At 56.5% G+C, this 19,685-nt stretch carries 17 protein-coding genes and 2 pseudogenes; 6 read left to right on the forward strand and 13 right to left on the reverse strand.

The genetic code is table 11. The features are described 5' to 3' along the window. Nucleotides 1–55: 55 nt before the first annotated feature. Both HEP82_RS07830 and iolG read right to left on the reverse strand, forming a co-directional pair. Nucleotides 56–994 (reverse strand): substrate-binding domain-containing protein, encoded by a 939-nt coding sequence (locus HEP82_RS07830; RefSeq protein ID WP_192457573.1) that lies wholly within the window; start codon nt 992–994, stop codon nt 56–58. A gap of 115 nt (nt 995–1,109) precedes the next feature. Then, a complete protein-coding gene (gene iolG / locus HEP82_RS07835; protein WP_192457574.1) occupies nt 1,110–2,096 on the reverse strand; it encodes an inositol 2-dehydrogenase in 987 nt (328 codons plus the stop codon). A 720-nt stretch (nt 2,097–2,816) separates the two neighbouring features. On the opposite strand from iolG, the pseudogene HEP82_RS20215 reads away from it, so the two are divergent. Beyond that, nucleotides 2,817–3,515, forward strand: a pseudogene (locus HEP82_RS20215) (PAS domain-containing protein); the annotation flags it as partial. A gap of 117 nt (nt 3,516–3,632) precedes the next feature. Continuing rightward, nucleotides 3,633–4,037 carry a methyl-accepting chemotaxis protein gene (locus HEP82_RS20220; protein ID WP_407938278.1) on the forward strand — a complete coding sequence of 135 codons (405 nt, stop codon included), beginning with the start codon at nt 3,633–3,635 and terminating at the stop codon, nt 4,035–4,037. A gap of 151 nt (nt 4,038–4,188) precedes the next feature. On the opposite strand, the gene HEP82_RS07845 is transcribed toward HEP82_RS20220, so the two are convergent. Then, on the reverse strand, nt 4,189–4,701 hold the full coding sequence (locus HEP82_RS07845) for a GNAT family N-acetyltransferase (RefSeq protein ID WP_192457575.1): 513 nt from the start codon (nt 4,699–4,701) through the stop codon (nt 4,189–4,191). 274 nt (nt 4,702–4,975) lie between these two features. Between HEP82_RS07845 and sbmC the strand changes: the two genes are divergently transcribed. Next, entirely contained in the window at nt 4,976–5,437 is a 462-nt protein-coding gene (sbmC, locus tag HEP82_RS07850; protein ID WP_192457576.1) for a DNA gyrase inhibitor SbmC, read from the forward strand. Nucleotides 5,438–5,558: 121 nt separating this feature from the next. On the opposite strand, the gene iolD is transcribed toward sbmC, so the two are convergent. Further along, nucleotides 5,559–7,490, reverse strand: coding sequence for a 3D-(3,5/4)-trihydroxycyclohexane-1,2-dione acylhydrolase (decyclizing) (iolD, locus tag HEP82_RS07855; protein ID WP_192457577.1), 1,932 nt, complete (start codon nt 7,488–7,490; stop codon nt 5,559–5,561). Between the two features lie 26 nt (nt 7,491–7,516). Next, the gene (locus HEP82_RS07860; RefSeq protein ID WP_192457578.1) at nt 7,517–9,028 is read right to left on the reverse strand and encodes a CoA-acylating methylmalonate-semialdehyde dehydrogenase; all 1,512 of its coding nucleotides are present in this window, start codon (nt 9,026–9,028) and stop codon (nt 7,517–7,519) included. A 312-nt stretch (nt 9,029–9,340) separates the two neighbouring features. Here HEP82_RS07860 and HEP82_RS07865 point away from each other — a divergent pair, with 312 nt between their 5' ends. Further along, nucleotides 9,341–10,198, forward strand: coding sequence for a MurR/RpiR family transcriptional regulator (locus HEP82_RS07865; protein ID WP_192457788.1), 858 nt, complete (start codon nt 9,341–9,343; stop codon nt 10,196–10,198). Between the two features lie 114 nt (nt 10,199–10,312). Here the strand turns inward: HEP82_RS07865 and HEP82_RS07870 are convergent, their stop codons facing one another. From HEP82_RS07870 to HEP82_RS07885, 4 genes are all read right to left on the reverse strand, one after another. Then, nucleotides 10,313–11,725, reverse strand: a complete 1,413-nt coding sequence (locus HEP82_RS07870; protein WP_192457579.1) for an APC family permease — start codon at nt 11,723–11,725, stop codon at nt 10,313–10,315. 160 nt (nt 11,726–11,885) lie between these two features. Beyond that, nucleotides 11,886–13,040 carry an iron-containing alcohol dehydrogenase gene (locus tag HEP82_RS07875; RefSeq protein WP_192457580.1) on the reverse strand — a complete coding sequence of 385 codons (1,155 nt, stop codon included), beginning with the start codon at nt 13,038–13,040 and terminating at the stop codon, nt 11,886–11,888. Nucleotides 13,041–13,051: 11 nt separating this feature from the next. After that, complete coding sequence (locus HEP82_RS07880; protein ID WP_192457581.1) at nt 13,052–14,419, reverse strand: aspartate aminotransferase family protein; 1,368 nt, start codon at nt 14,417–14,419, stop codon at nt 13,052–13,054. 265 nt (nt 14,420–14,684) lie between these two features. After that, nucleotides 14,685–15,509, reverse strand: a complete 825-nt coding sequence (locus HEP82_RS07885; RefSeq protein WP_192457582.1) for a helix-turn-helix domain-containing protein — start codon at nt 15,507–15,509, stop codon at nt 14,685–14,687. Nucleotides 15,510–15,809: 300 nt separating this feature from the next. Between HEP82_RS07885 and ddlA the strand changes: the two genes are divergently transcribed. Further along, the gene (gene ddlA / locus HEP82_RS07890) at nt 15,810–16,910 is read left to right on the forward strand and encodes a D-alanine--D-alanine ligase (RefSeq protein WP_192457583.1); all 1,101 of its coding nucleotides are present in this window, start codon (nt 15,810–15,812) and stop codon (nt 16,908–16,910) included. Nucleotides 16,911–16,954: 44 nt separating this feature from the next. On the opposite strand, the gene HEP82_RS07895 is transcribed toward ddlA, so the two are convergent. Both HEP82_RS07895 and HEP82_RS19960 read right to left on the reverse strand, forming a co-directional pair. Continuing rightward, the gene (locus HEP82_RS07895) at nt 16,955–17,239 is read right to left on the reverse strand and encodes a YciI family protein (protein ID WP_192457584.1); all 285 of its coding nucleotides are present in this window, start codon (nt 17,237–17,239) and stop codon (nt 16,955–16,957) included. Nucleotides 17,240–17,256: 17 nt separating this feature from the next. After that, nucleotides 17,257–17,620: pseudogene (locus HEP82_RS19960) on the reverse strand (VOC family protein). A gap of 167 nt (nt 17,621–17,787) precedes the next feature. On the opposite strand from HEP82_RS19960, the gene HEP82_RS07900 reads away from it, so the two are divergent. After that, the gene (locus HEP82_RS07900) at nt 17,788–18,027 is read left to right on the forward strand and encodes a DinI family protein (RefSeq protein WP_015854908.1); all 240 of its coding nucleotides are present in this window, start codon (nt 17,788–17,790) and stop codon (nt 18,025–18,027) included. Between the two features lie 116 nt (nt 18,028–18,143). Here HEP82_RS07900 and HEP82_RS07905 read toward each other — a convergent pair whose 3' ends face one another. Together HEP82_RS07905 and HEP82_RS07910 are read right to left on the reverse strand one after the other, a co-directional pair. Continuing rightward, nucleotides 18,144–18,872 carry a YnfC family lipoprotein gene (locus HEP82_RS07905; protein WP_192457585.1) on the reverse strand — a complete coding sequence of 243 codons (729 nt, stop codon included), beginning with the start codon at nt 18,870–18,872 and terminating at the stop codon, nt 18,144–18,146. Nucleotides 18,873–19,041: 169 nt separating this feature from the next. Then, a complete protein-coding gene (locus HEP82_RS07910; RefSeq protein WP_192457586.1) occupies nt 19,042–19,590 on the reverse strand; it encodes a GNAT family N-acetyltransferase in 549 nt (182 codons plus the stop codon). Nucleotides 19,591–19,685: the final 95 nt, after the last annotated feature.

Genomic DNA, 19,685 nt, shown 5'->3' on the forward strand with positions numbered 1-19,685 from the left:
GGATAGCCCTCGTTGCGCACCCGCCGACGGGCCGGTGCGTGAGTGGAGTGTCCGCTTATTTACCCGCTTCGCCGATACGTTCCGCGTCGTTGAGGTTGTCTTTGGTGATCATGGTCGGCGGATAATCTACGCCGGTGATCGGCGCCTTGGTGCGGATATTGTTGGTCAGTTGCGTCATCGCCTGCGTGACCGCATAGCCGGGACGCTGATCGGCCGTCACCGACAGCCAACCGTCACGCACGCGAGCCAGCGCTTCCGGTACCGCATCAAACCCCGTGACCATCACGTCCCCCGGTTTCAGCCCCTGGCTTTGCAGCGCTTCGATCGCCCCCAACGCCATGTCATCGTTAGCTGACAAAATCACCTGTGGGCGTTTGGGCAATGACGGCAGCACGCTTTCCACAATGCGCATCCCTTCGGAACGCATCCAGTTGCCGGTCTGATCCGCCACCAGACGGTACTTGCTGCCGCCCGCTTTCAGGCTGTCGCGGATGCCCTGAGTGCGTTCAATATTGGATGAGGAACCCGGCTGCCCGGTCAGCAGCACGATATCGGCGCCGTTCGGAAAGCGCGCTTTGACGAAATCGGCAATCGCCTGCCCGCCTTTGTAGTTATTCGCACCGAAATGCGGCACGTTCTTGTCGGTTTTCACCGAACGGTCCAGCGTCACCACTGGCAGTTTGGCGTCCTGAATCTCCGTTACCGCGCCCGACACTGCGTTGACATCATTCGGTGACACCACAAAACCCTGGGCGCCGCGAGTGATGGCGTTCTCCAGATCCGCCACCTGTTTCGGGGAACTACCCTGGCTGTCCAACACCTGCAGGTTAACGCCCAATTCTTTAGCGGCCTTGACCGCGGTGCGTTGCATGTGGACTTCAAAAGGCATCGCCAGGTTGGGGGTACTGAATACAATCTGTTCGTTCTGGGCCTGCACCAGACCGGACGACATCGTGAAGGCCATCGCGGCGGCCAGGATGGTTATCTTTTTCATGGTGTTGTCTCTGTATCAGTTAGTTGGGTGTAAAGGTAAGGTCATGTTGTTATTGATGTCGTGATGCCAGGGCCTGATGCCATGCCAGACCCTGTAGTTGTGTCATGTCGTTATGTCAGAGCGAAACCGCACGCCCTGTCGCCAGCGACTCCAGCGCTTTGTCGGCCAGATACAGCGCCCGCTCGCCGTCGATGCCGCTGCACTCAGGCTGGGTACGCCCGTGCAGCACCTCGACGAAATGACGCCATTCCGCCGCGTAGGCGTCGCGATAGCGTTGCAAGAAAAAGTGTTCCGGTTTGGCGGCAAGGCAACCGGCCTCGCCCCAGTGTTCAACCTGATTTTCACGGATATTGCCCGCGCTCAACACGCCACACTCGCCGTGCAGTTCCAGCCGCTGGTCGTAGCCGTAGCCGGAGCGGCGGCTGTTGACGATGGTCGCCATCGCACCGGAAGCGAATTTGAACACCACCAACGCGGTGTCGATATCACCGGCCACGCCGATGGCTGGATCCACCAGATTGCTGCCCTGCGCGAACACCGACACCGGTTCTTCCCCCATGATAAAACGCACCATGTCGAAATCGTGGATGGTCATGTCGCGGAACATGCCGCCGGACACACGCACATACTCCGCCGGCGGCGGCGCAGGGTCGCGGGAGATAATCATCAGCGATTCGGGTTTGCCGATGCATCCTTCGCTCGCCAGCGTTTTCACCCGGCGAAACTGCGGGTCGTAGCGACGGTTAAACCCGACGAACAGCGGCACCTGCTGCTGCTCCACCACGTTCAGGCAGTCGCGTACCCGGGCGATATCCAGATGCACCGGTTTTTCGCAGAAGATGGCTTTGCCGTGGCGGGCGGCCAGTTCGATCAGATCCGCGTGGGTGTCGGTGGCTGAGGCGATCAACACCGCATGTACCGCCGGGTCGGCCATCGCCTCGTCGATCGTTTGCAGACGAGCCTGATATTTATCGGACAGCGCTTGAGCGTTGATCGGGTTGGGATCGACCACGGAATACAGGCAAGTGTCATGATGTCCGACGATATTCACGGCATGGACCTGGCCAATGCGGCCGGCGCCCAGTAAAGCAATGTTAAACATGGCTGCTCCCTCGATACGCTGACGTATCTCTGATGGGTTGTAGGGGTTCAGAGTCTGTTTAGAGTAAAGACAATAAAACGTTTATTTCAATTTCAGTAAAACTGGAAATTATATTTTTGCGCGCCAGGTAACATTTTGGTGACATATAAGCAAAATAGTGTTAGCACAATCACGAAACCGCCGCCGGTACACCATTGCGTTGCATGACAGGAAAAATATGAATACAGGAATAGGGTTAGCGCCAAAAAGCGGGAAAAATCAGGGAGTCGTGCCCCTGGCTGTCGTCGTGTTAAAACGGAAGAACCGAACCCACCAAGGTATTCACGTCAGAGATAGCATGAAAAAATAAATGGAATAAATATTTCGATTAATACCCTAACCTCACAAAAAAACCATCATGTGCATCCCCGACATCACTTCCATAGAGAAATATCTCCGCCCCTAAAAATTTGAGGCAGGTTTTACGTTTACTAAAAATGGATCGCCGGAGCTGCTATAAATCAAAATCTGCACTATTACTTTCTTATCAACGCCAAAACATTTATTCGTCATGCGACACATTGCAAACCTGCCGCCCTGCTTGAACCTCAAATTCGTTAGGGCGTAAATGTCACTGTTATATTTCCGGTATAGGGGATGGCGATGTTTGGATTATCAAAAATGCTAAATATAGAAGGAAGAAAGATTTCAGCGTCAAAGGTCAGTACGCTGGAATATGACATGAGCGCGATTAAGCAAAACATCCCTTATATCGAGTTTCTACCCAATGGCACTATTCTTTATGCCAACGCCATGTTTCTTGACTTCATGGGGTACTCCCTAGCGCAACTGCAGGGAGAACACCATCGTTTATTTTGCGATCCACATTATGTTGTTTCGGAGGCATATCGCTCTTTTTGGCAACGCTTAGCAAATGGCGAATCATTTTCAGGCGTATTTGAACGCTATAATAGCCAGCAAGACCAAGTCTTTCTGAAAGCCACCTATTTCCCGGTCAAAAACCGTAACGGTGAAGTCGTCAAAATCATTAAGTTGGCGGCCGATGTCACCCAAAACCATCAACGCTTGCAGGACAAAGAATCAATATTGTCTGCATTACACCGGTCATTAGCCGTGATCGAATTTACCCCGGAGGGAGAAATTATTTGGGCTAACGATAATTTTCTGAAAACGATGGGGTATAGCCTAGAAGACATTCAGGGCCAGCACCATCGGATATTCTGTTACGACACGTTTTATCGAGAAAACCCGCATTTCTGGGAAAAACTCAAAAATAGCGAGTCTTTTGTCGGCCGTTTTGAGCGTAAAACGTCGCAAGGAGAACGGGTTTGGCTGGAAGCCAGCTATAACCCGATCGTTGATAGCAACGGCCATGTATACAAAATAATCAAATTTGCCTCCGATATTACAACCCGTGTCGAGAATGCTAAACGCATTGCCGATATCGCCGTAACGACCTCAGAGCAGACGTCGCAAATTGCCTATAACGCAAATGATGTTCTCAATGAAACCGTTCGGAATTCGGAACGGGTCATCGTGTTGGTAAAACAGGCCTCAGATATCGGCACCCGGTTACATGAACATGCTAAAAACATCCGTGACATGATCGGCACGATCGATGCTATCGCTGCGCAAACCAACCTTCTGGCGCTCAATGCCGCAATAGAGGCTGCACGCGCAGGCGAATCGGGCCGCGGTTTTTCCGTCGTTGCACAAGAAGTACGCAAACTGGCGACCTCAACCTCAACGGCGACACAACAAATCACCCATATGGTTGAAGATAATTCCCAGTTAATTGAACAGATATATCAACAAATGGAGCAAATTAATCAGTTCCTCAGTAATGAACAGGAAAAAATACACGACTTAGCGCGCGGTTTTAGCGAAATAAATAGAGGTGTATCGGCATTTGTTGACGTTATTCATCGATTAAACATATAGCTCAGATACCATTCCGGTGATTTATTTCATCGGCAGATCACGAATAACCACCTTATTATTTTTTATCACAGCAAATAAAAATGGGGTGGTTATTAAAAACATCAGGCCCGGCAGCTATAGATGCCGGGGATTTCAACCAACGCTCAGAGATTCAAATGTTCATACCCAGTATATGAAGAAGGCTCTGCTGTGAAGCCGTTTGTAATTTAGTATCCTTGATATAACCGAAGCCCAGATTTTCATAAAATTTACGGGCACGAGCATTGCCCTCAAGAACCTCTAACCACAAAAACCCTTCACCGCGTTGCTGGGCAAGACTGACAATATATTCAAACAGTTGTTTTCCATAATGTTGACCTGTAGCACTTGAAGCCAGATATAACTTGTTCAGTAGTACGCCCGACATTTCCGTATCAGGAATTTTATCTGCCCATGTCACTTTGGCAAAACCCACTGGGTGATCGGTTTCTGCCAGATACCAGCACACATTGGGATCTGTCAGGTTTGACGCCAATATCGGGGTTGAGTATTCGCGCTCCAGATAATCATTCATTTCAGAATGCGATACCCACAGATGCTTGAAGTGAGTGCTATAGATTTCAAAGCCTAGTTTATGAAGTAACACTGAATCCGCTAAATGAGCCTTCCGTATATTCAATGCCATCTGGCAATCCTTACGTGTTAAACCAGATGCATAGTGTAACCTGTTAGATAAACGCTACATGATGCTCATTTTACAATCTGTTATTTTTCAATCGAAAAGATCATGGTTACTGAGCAGGTATGGCAGCAGATAAATGACCACTCTCTCCCTGACGAGGCGCTCGTTCCATTATCTGTCTCAATTAGCGCTGTTGGCATAATACGCTTGGTGAGTTAATAGCCTGATTAAGGTAGGTTCTCAATCCATCTCCCATTATTTCCATTAAGGATCAGCTATGGATTACAACATTCAGCGTCTGGATCAACGCCATGTAGTTGGGTTCCGTCTGGTAGGGCCGTGGGAACAAACCGTGCCGCAAGGGTTTGAACAACTGATGAAATGGGTGGATAAGCACGCAGTACAGCCACTGGAATGGATTGCGGTTTATTACGGCAATCCACAAGAGACATCACCGGAAAAACTGACGGCGGATACCGTGGTAAGCGTATCTGCTGATTTTCGCCTGCCTGCCGATAGCGAAGAGGTAATGGCACTGGAGATCACCGCAGGTCGGTACGCGATTGCCCACGCGCGCGTATCCAACGATGACTTCGGCGCGTCATGGCAGGCCTTTTTCGCCTCATTGCTCGTCGATGGAAACACGATCGACCCGGCGCGCGCTTGTTTCGAGGTGTATCTCAACGACGGCTACCGCGACGGCTACTGGGATATCGACATGCATATCCCAGTTCAGTGACACACCGTATTGATAGCGAAATGAAGTCATAACGATGATGAGCATCTGCTCCCGCAACAAAATCATCGCGGGGGCAGATGCCGCTAAAAATGCCGTCTGAAAGGTTTATCCGTCGTCAGCCCTAATACTGCCGTGCCTTCGCGCGCTGCCATTGCACTTCGCGTGCTGCGGCCTCAATCGCCGGGTTGTCCGCGACCTGCGCGGTACCGGTGTTCCACCAGGCGTCATAGCCATGGGTCATGGTTTTCGGCAGCACCTTGATGTCCAGCAGGCAAGGGCCGGAGTGTGCTTGCGCCTCACGCAACGCTTGTAGCAGCGACGTTTCGTCCCGCACCGTCCACGCCCGACAACCGTAGCTTTCGGCGTTACGGGCGAAGTCTACCGTCACCAGCGGGCCGGTCAATTTGCCGTTGACCGGGTCGCGCCGCCGGTTCTCGGTACAGAAACTGCCCATACCCTGACTCATCTGCAAATTGTTGATACAACCAAACCCAGCGTTGTCGAACAACAGCACGGTGATCTTAATCTCTTCCTGCACCGCAGTTTGCAGCTCGCTGTGCAGCATCAGGTAAGAACCATCGCCCACCATCGCATACACCGGCTGTCGCGGCGCCGCCAGCCGCGCGCCCACCGCCGCCGCGATCTCATAGCCCATGCAGGAATAACCGTACTCCAGATGGTAGCTGTCGGGCGTTTTCACCTGCCACAGCCGTTGCAGGTCGCCGGGCAGCGACCCTGCGGCGCCCACCACGATAGCGCTCTCCTCCACCGCATCGTTGAGCAGCCCCAGCACCCGGGTTTGCGTCAATCGGGTGCCCAGCGCTTCGCGGTATTCCGCTAGCTGTGCGTCCAGATGCCCGGCGATTTCCAGCGCCTGCCCGTCGCCGTCGCTCCGCTCGAACAGCCGCTGACGTTCCCGTTGCCAATCGAGGCTCGCCTGCGCAATTTCATCGTTCCAACCGCTGCGATAACCCCGCGCCTCCAGCATCTGCGTCAGTTGCGTCAGCCCCTCGCGGGCATCGGCGATCAGCGCGGCGGCATCCAGTTTGAATGCGTCGAACTCCGCCACGTTGAGCAACAAAAATTCGACCTGGGGATGGGCAAACAGCGATTTGGAGGCGGTGGTGAAGTCGGTCAGACGGGTGCCGACGCCAATCACCAGATCCGCCTGCGCCGCCAGCCGATTGGCAGCCTGCCCGCCGGTCACGCCAATGCCGCCCATGTTCAGCGGGTGCGATGAGACCACCGCGCCCTTGCCCGCCTGGGTTTCGCCAAACGGCAGGTTGAAGCGCTCGGCAAACTGGCGGAAAACCTCGTGCGCGCCGGCATAACGCACCCCGCCGCCGCAAATCAGCAGCGGGCGGCGTTTGCGCGCCAGCAATGCCGTCGCCTGTGCCAGCCGGGTAGCATCCGGTGGACGGCGCTCCAGATGGTGCACCCGCCGCTGAAAGAACGACAGCGGGTAATCCCAAGCTTCCGCTTGTACGTCCTGCGGCAGGCACAGCGTCACCGTGCCGGTATCCGCCGGGTCGGTCAGCACCCGCATGGCATTGATCAGCGCGCTCATCAGCTGTTCCGGGCGGCTGATGCGATCCCAGTAGCGCGACACCGGGCGCAGGCAATCGTTGGTGCTGACGGTGGCGTCATGATATTGCTCGATCTGCTGCAATACCGGGTCAGGCTGACGGCTGGCGAACACCTCTCCCGGCAGCAGCAACAGCGGAATACGATTAGCTGTGGCGGTGGCCGCCGCCGTCACCAGATTGGCGGAACCCGGCCCTACCGAGGTGGTTACGGCGTACACACGCCGCCGCCGGTGTTGCTTGGCAAACCCCACGGCGATGTGCGCCATGCCTTGCTCATTACAGCCCTGATGCACCCGCAAGTGCCCGGCATCCTGCTCCAACGCCTGTCCGATACCGAGTACGTTACCGTGCCCGAAAATCGTCATCACCCCGGCGAACAGCGGCGTCTCCTCACCGTCAACGCTGAGATACTGCTGATTGAGAAACCGGATCAGCGCCTGCGCCATGGTCATTTTCAACGTGTCCATTGTCTGCTCCCGCAAGTCAGGTGGAATTACTCCAGCGTGGGCATCACGAAGCTGCTGGCGTGCTGTTCCAGCCGCACACTGGCCGGCCAACGACTGGTAACGGTTTTCATGCGGGTATAGAAACGCACGCCGTCGTTACCGTGTACGTTGAGCGGGCCAAAAATAGAACGTTTCCAACCGCCAAAGCTGTGGAACGCCATCGGCACCGGGATCGGTACGTTAATCCCTACCATACCCGCCAGCACCTCTTCGCTGAACTGGCGGGCGGTTTCGCCGTCGCGGGTGAAAATTGCCGCGCCGTTGCCGTATTCGTGCTGGTTGATCAGGGTCAGCGCGGTCTGATAGTCCGGCACCCGCACCACCGACAGCACCGGGCCGAAAATTTCTTCCTGATAAATACGCATCTCCGGCGTCACCTTGTCGAACAGCGTCGGGCCGACGAAATAGCCTTGCTCATGCCCCGGCACGCGAAGCCCGCGGCCGTCGACGCGCAACGTCGCGCCCTGATCGACGCCGCTTTGAATATAACCGGTAATCTTGTCGCGATGTGGGCCTGAAATCACCGGCCCCATGTCGTTTTCTTTGCCTTCCACCAGGCCGGGGCCGACGCGCATCGCGGCAATCTGCTGCGCCAGCTTGCCGCACAGCGCCTCAGCGGCGTCATCCCCCACCGCCACCACCACCGACAACGCCATACAGCGCTCGCCCGCCGCACCATAGGCCGCGCCGAGAATCGCGTTGGCCGCCATCTCCATGTCGGCATCCGGCATCAAAATGCAGTGATTTTTAGCACCGCCCAGCGCCTGACAACGCTTGCCATGCGCCGATGCGGTGCGGTAGATGTACTCCGCCACCGGCGTCGAGCCGACGAAGCTCACCGCTTGCACGCGCGGGTCGGTCAGTAGCACGTCCACCGCTTCCTTGTCGCCCTGCACCACATTAAACACGCCGTCCGGCAACCCGGCGTCTTTCAGCAATTGCGCCAGCAACAGCGACAGCGACGGATCCTTTTCCGATGGTTTGAGCACGAAGGTGTTGCCGGTCGCCAGCGCGATCGGGAACATCCACATCGGCACCATCGCCGGGAAATTGAACGGGGTGATCCCCACGCACACGCCTAACGGCTGCATCAGCGAATGGCTGTCTACGCCGGAGCCGACATTGGCGGAATGCTCGCCCTTTTGCAGATGGGGAATACCACAAGCAAACTCCACCACTTCCAGGCCGCGGGTCAATTCGCCCACCGCATCGGAGTAAACCTTGCCGTGCTCCTCGGAAATTTGTCGCGCCAGCCGGTCCGTGTTCTCTTCCAGCAGCGCCTTAAAACGGAACAGGATACGGGCGCGCCGCAGCGGCGACTGTTTCGCCCAGTCGGGAAACGCGGCCACCGCCGCGCTGATAGCTTGTTTCACGTCGTCGGCGCGGCTCAGCGCCACCTGACGCACCGGTTCGCCGGTAGCCGGGTTGAATACCGGCGCGACGCGCGCGCTGTGACTGGCGGCGACCTCGCCGTGAATAAAATTGGATACGGTTTCCATGATTACACCTCTGCTGGGGTTTAGGGTGACAGATGGCTGATACCGATTTACTGTATATGAAATAAAAATTTCATTTTAATAGAAAATAAAACAAACGCTGATTATTGTGATCCAGCATAGGTTTTTCAGTAAACCTTAAGTAAACGTTGGAATATTGGAGTTCCCGCACCCTCTGGTAGGTCATAAGGTTGAAAAAAAACTGAATTATTTGTTCTATTTTCTACCGCAAGGGCAATAAATCGGTTTGAAATGACGGTTCGACTCACTAGAATCGGATCCAGAATATCCCGCCCAATGACGGAGAACACCACGATGGCCATGGCGACCAGCCTGAGAGAATTACAGGAGCAGATCCGCACGCGGTATGACACCCTGAGTAAGCGTTTGCAGCAGGTGGCGCGCTACGTGCTGGATAATACCAACAGCGTGGCGTTCGATACCGTGGCGGTGATCGCCGAGCAGGCGGATGTCCCGCCCTCCACGCTGATCCGTTTCGCCAACGCTTTCGATTTCAGCGGCTTCAACGAAATGAAACAGCTGTTCCGCATGAATCTGGTGGAGGAAACCGCCAGCTATACCGACCGGGCACGGCTGTTTCGCGAGTTGGAAGACACCGTACCGGAACGCCCGCAGGACATTCTGCACGAGTTTGCCCGCTCCAACGCGCAGGCGATGCAGCAACTGGCGGCACGCACCCGGCCGGAAGAACTGGAAAAAGCGGTCGAACTGCTGGCGCAAGCTGAGACCATCTACATTGTCGGGCTGCGACGTTCATTCAGCGTCGCCGCCTACCTGGCCTATGCGCTGAGCCATCTGGAGAGCCGTCCGGTACTGGTGAACGGGCTGGGCGGCATGTTCCGCGAGCAGTTGTGCCGGGTCAGCGCCAAAGACATTGTCGTGTCGATAAGCTTTTCTCCCTACGCACAGGAAACGGTGATGGTGAGCGAGATGGCGGCCCATGCGGGCGCCAGTCAGATAGTCATTACCGACAGCCAGCTCAGCCCGCTGGCCACCCTCAGCGAGGTGTGCTTTGTGGTGAAAGAAGCACAGGTGGATGCTTTCCGCTCCCAATCCGCCACCTTGTGTCTGGTGCAATCGCTGATGGTGTCGCTAGCCTACCGCCAGGGCAACAGCCAGCGACAGCGCGATGAGGGGCAAAAAAGCGCCTGACCGGTTGATATTCCCCCGCTCAGGCGTATGGATAAGGCTGTCACCACCATGTCGGGCGCGTACCCGGCACCGGTTTTCCCGCCATCATACCGTTGCCGGCGTGATCGTTCCCGATTATCCCCGCGAATCGACGTTTTCCAGCGACGGCGTTGCACCGACACGGCAGGCGGAGAGATAGCCAACCGCTGCCATACCGAAAACCAACCAGGGGATCAACGCCACTGAACCGGACGAAGAGCCGCTCAGAATATCCAGATTGCGAGTCACCATGATCAGCGCCGCCAGCATCGCTACCGAGGAGATCGCCGGCGCCCACAACCGGCTCCAGGCGGAGACCGGTAACTGAACCTCCCGCTGGAAGAATCGAATCACCGCCAGCGATACGCCCACTTGCAGCAACAGGATCGCCATGGTCGCCATCGCCGACCCCAGCGCGAAGATGTGCATCATCGGGTCGAGATCGGCGGCCACCATCGCCAGCAGCAGCGCCGCCATCAATCCGGTTTGCACCAGGCTGGCGATATAGGGCGTCCCTTTGCCGCCGCGCACCCGCGCCAGTTTCGACCACAGAAAACCATCGCGGCTGATGCTGAACAGATAGCGGGAAATAGTGTTGTGGAACGCCTGCGTGGCGGCGAACAGGCTAGTGATCAGCAGCAGCGACATCACCTGTTCAGACCAGCCGCCCAACAACCGAGTCGCCACATCGAAGATAAAGCGTCCAGGGTTGTTCACCGCCTGTTCGCGCACCTGTTCGACGCCGTATACCTGCACCATCGCCCAACTGGTTACGGCGAAAAACAGCATGATCAGCACCACCGCCATCAAGGTGGCGCGCGGCACGGTTTTTGCCGGATCGCGGCACTCTTCGCCGTAAATCGCGGTGGATTCGAAACCGATAAAAGCGGCGATGCTGAACACCAGCGCAATGCCGATGCTGCCCTGATAGATCACCGTCGGTGTGAACGCGGTTAGCGTCAGCGGCGTCGTACCGTGCGACCAGACCACCGCCGCATCGGTCAGCAACACGATGCCGACCTCCATCAGCATCAGAATACCCAGCACCCGCCCACCGATCTCCACACTCTCAATCCCCAGCAGGCACACCACCAGCAGCATCACCAGGCTGTACAGCCACCACGGCAGATCCACGCCAAAGTGCTCGTGCAGATACATACTGCTGAAGAAACCAAACATCGCCACCACCGCGATCTGGATGGCGAAATAGGCCAGCAGCGCCACCGCCAGCGCGCTGATGCCGGTACGCCGTCCCAGCCCCAGCGTGATATAGCTGTAAAACGCGCCGGCATTGGTGACATAGCGGCTCATGGCGATATAGCCGAAGGAAAACACCAGCAGGATCGCGCCGGCCATGATGTAGACCGCCGGAATGCCCGCACCATTGCCGGCGGAGATCGCTACCGGCAGTCCGCCGACCACTCCGGTCAGCGGAGAGGCGGCGGCTACCACGAAAAACACCAGCGACCACAACCCCAGACTGTTCTTTTTCAACTGACTGCTATTCATCCTGTACCCCCGTACCCACAACCCATCCGATAGCCCGTGCCATCGTGCAAACCGTGCGCAGACAACGCGCGCCAGCCATCCCTCGTCTATCGGGCCGGCGTAAGACGGACAGCGCACGGCAACACGAGGCCCCTTCGATAACCCGCGGCAACCGCCGCCGTTACAGGCAGGCGCGATACAGCATGTCGATATCATCACGGGTGGCGGCACGGGGGTTCTGCGCCAGGCTCACCCCCATGGTCTGCACGCAGTTATCCGCCATCCAGGGAATATCCTGTTCTTTCACGCCGAGATCCCGCAGCGTGAAGGTCAGCCCAATGTTGTGCAGCAAACGCCGCACCAGATCGATGCTGTGACAAGCCTGTTCCGTTTCGCCAAGACCGCTCGCTTCGCTGCTCATGGCGCGCGCCACCGCGGCAAAGCCGGGAATGTTGTCACGCCAGGAAAAACGCATCAGTTCCGGATACAGTGCCGCCAGCCCTTCGCCGTGGGTGATGTTGTACAACCCGCTCAGCGGGTGCTCCATCGCGTGCGGCAGGCCGCAGGCCGACAACCCGATGGACATGCCGCCCAGTGTGTTGGCCCAACACACCCGATCCCAGGCGTCGAGGTCGGTCACATCGCGACAAACGCGCGGCAGGAAGGTCGCCAACAATCCGATGGCGCGTTCGGTCATGATTTCCGTCATCGGCTGGCAAAAGTTGCCGACCCGCGCCTCGATGTTGTGGCTCAGCGCGTCAAAGCCGGTGGACGCCACCATGGCGGGCGACTGCGTCACCATCAATTCCGGATCGATAATCGACGTGCGGGCGAACAGCGCCGGCGTGAAGAATACCGGCTTGTCGTGGGTGTCCGGATTGGTGAACACCGCCACGCAGTTGCCCTCGCTGCCGGTGCCGGCGGTCGTGGTCATCAGCACCAGCGGTAACGCTCCGCCTTGCGGCTCCGGCTGCGCCAGATAGTCCAGGATCGAACCGCCGTTGCAGGCCATAAACGCGATACCTTTGGCGGCGTCCATCACGCTGCCGCCGCCGACGCCCAGCACCACATCGCACTGCTGTACGCGCGCCAACCGCGCGCCTTCATCCACCGTCGTGGTCAACGGGTTGGATTCGATCCGGTCGAACAGCGTCCAGCCGACGCCGCTTTGCGCCAGCCAGCCAGTCAGGCGATCGAGCAGGCCGGTTTTGCGGCAGCTGGTTTTTCCCGTCACCAGCAATACACGTTTCCCCAACGCCGCCACCTCTTGCCCGACGCGCTGCGCCTCCCCGCGGCCAAAACACAGCCTGACCGGCTGTACGTAAGTAAATTTCATCGTCGTCATCCTCACGCCGTGGCGGAAAGTGTGGCGGTCTGCACCCGATCGACCACCGCCGCGACCGATGACTCAAAGGCACTGAGCGCGTACTCCAACTCGTCATCCGTAATGGTGAGTGGCGGCAGGAAGCGAAATACCGCCAGGTTATTGATGGTGAAATTCACCTGGATGCGCCACTGCTCCACCATCAGGCCGGCGATGGGCGCCGAGTAGAATTCCCCCATCTCGGCATGCAGCGCCGCCGGTAATGGACAGAACTCCATACCGATCATCAGCCCTTTGCCGCGGACTTCTTTGATGACACCAGGATAGCGCGCCTGGATTTCACGCAGGCGCTGCATCATCCGTTTGCCTTTACGCTGCGCCATCCCGCAGAGATCGTTTTCAACGATAAACTGCAACGCCCCCAGCGCCGCCGCCGCACTGAGCGTGTTTTCCTGGTAGGTGGCGGTGTGGTGATAACAGGTTTCGATGGTGCCGTAAGCGGCCTCATACAACGCTTCGGTGCACAGATAGCCGCCGAACGGCACCAGACCGCCGGACAGCCCCTTGGCGAACACGATGCAATCCGGCACCACGTCTTCATGTTCGCAGCACCAGAATTTGCCGGTGCGCGCCGCGCCGCACTGGATTTCGTCCAACACCAATAGCGTGTCGTAGCGATCGCACAGCGCGCGTACCGTTTTCAGATAACCGGCGGGCGGGACGATAATGCCGCCTTCTCCCTGAATCGGCTCGACCACAAACGCCTTGTATTTGCCGGTGGACAGCGCCGCTTCCAGCTCGGATACCGAGCCGTAGGCGACATGGTCGATATTGCCCAGGGTCGGCTGCTGGCCGAAGCGCCATTTATCCTTGCCGCCCAGCGATACCGCGCCGGACGTTTTGCCGTGAAACGCGCCGAGCGTCGCCAGCAGGTGCGTCTTGCCGGGTTTGTGGCGAGTGCCGAGCTTGACCAGTTTGATCATGCCTTCGATGGCTTCGGCGCCGCCGGTGGCGGTTCCCATCTTGGTCAGCTTGCCCTGCGGTGAAAGCAGCGCCATGTTGTGCGCCAGCGCGGCGGTGACGCTGTGGTAGGAAATCGCTCCCATCATGAACAGGCGGTTGTCGAAACACTTCTGCAAACAGGACCAAACAAACTCGTTGTTGTTGCCGACGGTCACTACGCCGACGGCACCAATCATGTCCAGGTGCTTGTCGCCATTGTCATCAATGAAGGAACAACCTTCCGCCCGCACAAAATATTTGGCATGCCCATCCAGCGAACGCATGCGGTTCAGGTGGGTCAGCTGCAACGCCCGGGTGGTGTCACCGTCCAGCGCAATCGCTTCGTCAATGGTGTAAAAACCCGGTACCACGTCTTTTGCCTGTGCCATAAACAACCTCACTCAAATAGGATTCAGGGGAAATGCGAACCATGTATCAACGGTGTCTGTGAGTTGTTTATAGCGGGAGGCGGCAGGGAGAAAATAGAATAAATCGGCACCGGGCAGGGTGCAGAACCGGCGTTATTTTGGTGCATTTTTGCACTAAAAAAAGGCGGCCGTTTCGACCCACCATCAAACGCTCGCCCTAGACCGGGAGATATTGAAAAGGCTCGGATAACAACCCGTTAGCGTGAACTGCCACTATGCGGCGGCATCAGCACTGCCGGATGCGATGTTGGTAACGTACCGCCTGCAGCCCGGCGAGATAACGTTTCGGCGAGCAGGACGCAAACTGTTTGAATTCACGAAGAAAATGGGACTGATCAGCGTAGCCGAGACGTTGGGCCAACTGCGCCAGACTCTCCACGTCGCCATGATTGAGCAGTGATAATGCACGCTGAAAACGAATGGTGCGGCAGAAGGCTTTCGGCGACATGCCGCAGTGGTCGTGAAACAAGCGGTGAATATAGCGGGCGGAATAAAGCGTCTTTCGCTCCAGATCCTCCACCCGGATCACGCCGTCGTGGGCCATGATCAGATCGATAATCTGCAACAGCAGCGGCGACGAGGCGCGGTTGGTCCAGTGGGCGAAATAATGCAGGAACAGCGTGATCTGCTCACTGAAATCTCGGCTGCGCACCAGCCGGGCCAGTAATCGCGCCGCACCGGGCGCCACATCCTGAAACGGGATCTCCTGACCGGCCAATTCTCCCGGCGACAGATCCAGAAACGCCGGCATCACACCCGGCATAAAGCGCACGCCGAAATAGCGCTCCCCCGGCAACAGCCGGGTGGCCTGGGCCGACACCGTGCTACCGCACACCCGGCCGCCCGGCTCGTCCTGATTGCAATGAAACAGCAGGTCGACACTGCCATCCGGCACCGCCAGCGTTACCGGCTGCTCACGCGCAACGGAAAAGCTGTAGAAATGGGCAATCGGCGAATTATCGAGATTCTTTTTCAGATACTCTTCAGCCGCATTGATAACGAACCAGGGCTGCAACGGCCGCACGCTTAACGACATTGAACAATGATGCATTTGCCCTTCTCCTTGCCGTGGTGACAATTCACCGTGATGGCAATTTTCCGTGGTAGTCATGACAACAGAGCAATTTTTACGCCAACGCCGGCATGCGGATAGCAATGCGGCCAGAGCGTGGTATAAAAACGGGGCGGCCCGCGTCATGGCGGGATAAATGCTGACCGGTTTGGCAAAAAAGTCCCCTTTTATCGCTCCATTGGCGGTCTTAAGTGGTACTCTTTCCGGGCCGGCGTCTTGTACGAATCAACGGCGGTAGCAGGTTGTAAAGTAGAAAGAATCCATAACGGAAAGAGTGATATGAGCAAAATTCGGGTTGGCGTGGTTTTTGGTGGTAAATCCTCTGAGCACGAAGTGTCACTGCAGTCCGCAAAAAATATTGTGGACGCGATTGATAAAACGCGGTTTGACGTCGTACTGCTGGGTATCGATAAACAAGGAACATGGCATCTCAACGATGCGTCCAATTATCTGCTCAACGCCAATAATCCGTCGCTGATCGCGCTCAACCGCTCCAGCCGCAATGTGGCGTTGGTGCCCGGCCAATCCCATAATCAGTTGATTGAAACCAGCAACGCCAGCGCCCTGTCACAGATTGACGTGATCTTCCCGATCGTACACGGCACGCTGGGCGAAGACGGTTCGCTGCAGGGGCTGCTGCGTATGGCCAATATTCCGTTTGTCGGCAGCAGCGTGCTCGGTTCTGCGGTCAGTATGGATAAAGATGTCACCAAACGCCTGCTGCGCGATGCCGGCCTGCGGGTCGCGCCGTTCGTCACGTTGACCCGCGCCAACCGCGAACGCCATCACTTCGCCGACATCACCGCCCACCTCGGGCTGCCGCTGTTCATCAAACCGGCCAACCAGGGTTCTTCCGTCGGCGTCAGCAAGGTACGCAACGAAGCGGAATTCCGGCAGGCCGTCGAGCTGGCCTTCAGCTACGATCACAAAGTGCTGGTGGAATCCGCCATCGTGGGCCGTGAAATCGAGTGCGCGGTGCTGGGCAACGATCACCCTGAAGCCAGTGTCTGCGGCGAAATCGTGGTGCATGACGAATTCTATTCCTACGATACCAAATACATCAGTGAAGACGGCGCGGCGGTGGCAATCCCCGCACCGATGTCGGACAGCACTCATCAGCGTATCCGCGAGATCGCCGTTCAGGCGTTTCAGGCGCTGGATTGTCAGGGAATGGCGCGGGTAGACGTGTTTCTGACCCCGCAGGAAGAAGTGATTGTCAACGAAGTGAATACGTTGCCGGGCTTCACCAACATCAGTATGTATCCCAAACTCTGGGAAGCCACCGGCATCGGTTATACCGCCCTGATTACCCGGCTGATTGAACTGGCTCAGGAGCGCCACGCGCAAGACAGCAACCTGCAAAGCTCCGTGCAACGCTAAATCCTGTCGGCCCCGAAACTGCCCGGGGCCGTTTCCCGCCAGGCTCAGAGTCGAGCCAGCGAAGTAAAGTTATCCGTCGTCATTGAGGGTTGAAAATCAATTACCTCATAGTCAGCTACCGCCTGGAACGGATCCCGCTTCAGGAAATCATCCAATTCCGCCCGCTCAATGCTTGTTGCCAGAATCACGCCCCCGGTACGCGGATTCTTGCGCCCGGAAGCGATGAATACGCCCTGCGCATATCCCTGTTTCAACCAGGTAACATGCGACTCCAGCAGATTCTCCACTTCATCTAGCGGCGCTTTGTATGTCAAACTAATAATATACATAGGCTTATCTCTATTTATCAGGGAGTTACCGGCCAGCTGCCGTTCTGCAGCACAACCCGGTAGCCATCAGGATCGCAGAAGGTTTTCCTCTGTCGTTCCCAGTAAGGATTGAATGACATCACGACGCGAAACCCGGCTCAGATCATGCGTTTGCAAACCTGCCGCCAGTCTTCGGGTTCAGGGATGTACAGCACCGACACGTCGTCCTCCGTCGGAGACGGCGTCACCGGGTGCGTATGGCAGCATAAACGCCAGATGCCAGGCCACCCCCTTGCGCCCCAGCATAGCACCGCTGAATCCATTATGTTGTGAAACATCCAGCCCGAATCCGCGCTAATACAGTCTTAGACTACGCGGCAAATCCGTGACGGGCCGGGCGATACGCTATATCGTCATTTATGAGCCCCGTGTATGCGAACGGTGCATCCCATCCTGTTGTTTCACTGTCGCGATCGGCATGACAAATTTACCACTCGCGGAAAATCCTGATTGCACACGCAGCACAAAATACTGTATTTTAATACAGTATTTTGTATGGAGATGGAACAATGTACGTAGAGCTGGTTTACGATAGAAGAAACGTGAGCGGATTACCTAACGCCGAAGCATTGATCCGGGCGGAATTGACCAAACGCATCCAGCGCACATTTCCGGATGCGGAAGTTAAAGTGAAGCCAATGCAAACCAACGCCATCAATTCCAATGCCAGCAAGCAGGATAAATCCGCTATCAACCGGATTATCGAAGAAATGTTCAATGAAGCCGACGAATGGCTGGTCAGCGACTGATCAGAAAAAACGCCCGACGCTTCTCCGCCAATGCTCTTTTGCATGTCTATACGCCGGGCGCATGCCACGGCGCGTTAATACTACGCGGCTCAACACATCACCGATGGTCAGGAACACTATCGATACTCAACCTTCGTGGTATTCGTCAGCGTCGATAACGTCTGAGCGGCGCCTTTGCCGTTGGTCATCAACACCCGACACACCACAGGATTAAAACGTACATCGTAACGACAGGTCGTGCGGGTGATACTGGTCTGCTCGCCGTTTTCCGTCACGCTCATGGTGGAGTCAAGGCGTTTCCCCGGCGCAGCATCATTACGCAGAGAAACCGACGTCACTTTGCCGCTCTCCGGCGAAGTAAAAGTCATATCGCTGGGGAAACCGTCATCATCGTACTGGTAGGTGGCGAATGGCGTCGTATGGCCGTTATAAAATACGTCGGTGATAAACCCTTTATCATCATGCCGGTAGATCAGACGCCCATCGACGGATTTTTCCAGCAGGCAGTCTTTCCCCAATTGGAACGCGGGCTTGCGATCATTGCGATCCACCAACAACTGCCCTTCGCGCACCAGGTCAAGATCCAGATTCATCGTCGGCTGGTAGCTTTTCAGCGTATCGACGCAACCGTTCTGATTCAGCGTGACGGCCACATACGCCACCACTTTCCCTTGTTCATCAGTCTGGGTCTGTGTGAAACGCTTTATTTTTCCCCGTAAGGCATCAAAACCGAAAATATTGGAAAAACCCGCCATCATCGGGCTGACCGGCTCAAGACGTTGTTTATCGTCACATCCGGCCACCGCCAACATAGCAGCAGTCAGCGCTATTGTGCGTTTATTCATATCCTTATCCAATGCTATCGATGTGAAGTAGATGCCAGTGTACGCCAATTCTCTGAGGGCAAAAAAGAAGATAAACAGACACGGCCACTGTTCGAAAACGGAGGGAAAGCGCTTCCGTAACGATGCTTCACTGCGGCGGGCAGATGCATGACGCCTAACCGATAAGCAGTCAGGCGGGAAAACGGGACGTTACGGGCGCCTCAATGCGATAAACCGCGACTCTCATCCGCTGGCGCAGCGTCACCATCGTGACGCGATGGAAACCCAGCGCGTGAAAACCGCTTTTCAGCAACACCTTGCCGGATGCCACATTCTGCGGCAGGTGACAGGCATAAATCCGCCGCACTCCCTGGGTGAAAGCAAACTGACACATCGCCCGGCAGGCTTGTGTGCCCAACCCTTGGTGCCAGTGCGCCGCCGTCAACCAATAGCCGATTTCCGGCTTATCGCCATCCATTGCACTCAACGCTATCACACCGATCAACTGCCGACTGTGCTGCAGGCAAATGGCGAAAGCCGCGCTTTGCCCCAGCGTCCAGCTGTCCTCCAGCCCGGTAATCCAGCGTTCAATCAATTCACGAGGGCACGGATACGGAATTTGCACCGTCATAGCGGCGATGCGCGGGTCACTATTGAGCAGTTGGGTCAACACGAGGGCATCCGTCAGACGCAACGGACGCAATTGCAGGTGTGTGGTGGTCAGCGAAGGTTGCTGCATGCCGAATCTCCTTTTAGACGCCCGACCCGGCCTGCAAGGCGAAGCGCACAGTATTAGGCTGCGCCCGCCGCTATGCGTGACGCAGCCTAAACCTC

This window comes from Musicola keenii, from assembly GCF_014855505.1.
GTDB lineage: Bacteria > Pseudomonadota > Gammaproteobacteria > Enterobacterales > Enterobacteriaceae > Musicola > Musicola paradisiaca.